The sequence below is a fragment of the Pedobacter jamesrossensis genome, from assembly GCF_042650905.1.
In the GTDB taxonomy this organism is placed as follows: domain Bacteria; phylum Bacteroidota; class Bacteroidia; order Sphingobacteriales; family Sphingobacteriaceae; genus Pedobacter; species Pedobacter jamesrossensis.
The window spans coordinates 1-565 of the sequence record NZ_JBHSBY010000044.1 but is presented as its reverse complement, the minus strand read 5'-3'; the positions used below and the strand labels follow the sequence as shown (position 1 = coordinate 565).

Annotated in this window: 1 protein-coding gene; it reads right to left on the bottom strand. The window is 36.8% G+C overall.

All coding sequences use genetic code 11. The features are described from left to right. The coding region (locus ACFOUY_RS08920; RefSeq protein WP_456238593.1) for an IS1634 family transposase at positions 1-565 on the bottom strand (565 nt) is incomplete at both ends.

The window sequence follows — 565 nt, the reverse complement described above, 5'->3', positions numbered from 1 at the left end:
GCGCCCTTTTGATATAATTGTCTTTCCAGTTCCTTAAATACTTTGTAAGCTACGAAAGCGATACAAACATGGGCTTCGATTCGATGATGTAATCTGTGATAAATTGGCCTAATCTTCAAATCATGTTTGGAAATCCGGAAAGCCTTTTCAATTCGCCACAGATGGCTATAGTTTTCAATCACCTCGCTTTTATTCAGCCCGGTATTGGTTAGATAGCCTTTTAATCCATCCCATTTGCCATCTGCATTAAACTTTTCTTTATCAATCTCGACATTAATCTCGCCCTTAAGCTTTAGATATTTATTGTAACCCCTATTATTTATATGGGATTTTGTTAGTTTACCGGAACTGATTTGCTTTTCAAGTTTACGCAGTCCTTTCTCCCTGTTTGCCTGGTCTTTCTTGTGCCTGGAAAGTGAGTAGCTAATTACTAAATTCGTGTGCTCATCTTTTTTCAATATTGCACTTTCTCCATTTTTTAGTTTGAGACTCAATATCTGTTTTTGAAGAATTTGCTTTTCATTCTTTATCCTGGCTCCAAGTATAAACTCATAGCCCTCACGCT